Source organism: Oleiphilus sp. HI0117, assembly GCF_001635235.1.
The window spans coordinates 1-888 of sequence record NZ_LWGA01000103.1 but is presented as its reverse complement, the minus strand read 5'-3'; the positions used below and the strand labels follow the sequence as shown (position 1 = coordinate 888).

General features: G+C 40.8%; 2 protein-coding genes. Both read left to right on the top strand.

What is annotated here, in order from left to right; genetic code table 11:
• The first annotated feature begins 137 nt into the window (after positions 1-137).
• Positions 138-458 (top strand): site-specific integrase, encoded by a 321-nt coding sequence (locus A3757_RS01480; protein ID WP_068508725.1) that lies wholly within the window; start codon positions 138-140, stop codon positions 456-458.
• 25 nt (positions 459-483) lie between these two features.
• Positions 484-888, top strand: a 405-nt coding sequence (locus tag A3757_RS01475; protein WP_197469638.1) for a hypothetical protein, incomplete at its 3' end; no start/stop codon positions are given.

Sequence of the window (888 nt, the reverse complement as noted above, 5' to 3'; positions counted from 1 at the left end):
TACAGCGTCTCTAACCAGTCTGTGTCTCAGGCTGGTTAATAGCAGTGTCCACGATAAAAAAGATAATAATTATAAGAGATCAACACAAGGAAAGTGAAGAAGCATATAGGTCTCTATAAGCAGTAAAAGGAATCAATATGAGTACAGCAGTTGCATTGGACGAATGTCAACCGGGGTTGTCAGTAGACTTGGCTGAAGCGGTAAAGCACCAACATTTGAGTGCCAGAACCATTCATACTTACCAGCACTGGATTACGCAGTATTTAGCTTATTATGATTTGCGGAGCCCGCGTTATTTAAGTGAATCTAATGTGAAAGAGTTTTTACGCTATTTGGTAAAAAATATGTCTCTTTCCCGCGCGCGCTTGAATCAAGCTCGAGAAGCACTATTATTCTTATATGAAAAGGTTTTAAAGAAGCCTTTGAAAAGGACGGAGATAGTTCCCAAGGATAGTTAATTTTCATTATCAGGCGGAGGAAGCAATGTTTAGATTCATCTACGCTTTTTTCGCCTTTTTAGTATCTAGTGTCTCATTATCCTTGCATGCCAAGGACCCTTCCACAGTACAATCAGATGCTCCTCAGCCATTTGAGATTGGCATTAGCATGTCAATTCCTCCTTGGGTGATTAAAGAAACTGACTCAGGCATCGAGTTAGATATATTGCGAGCGAGCCTCGATCCTGAGCGTTATGATATACGTCCGGTTTATGTGCCATTTGAGCGAGCATATAAGTTGTTTGATGATGCGCAGTTAGATGCCGTGATGAATGCAAAGGCCAATGTTGTTAAGAGTGGTTATTTGTCCCAAGCCGTGGTGACATTTCAAAACTACGCAATAAGTCTGGCATCCAAGAACTACCCTGAAGATATATCTATGTCTTTTCTT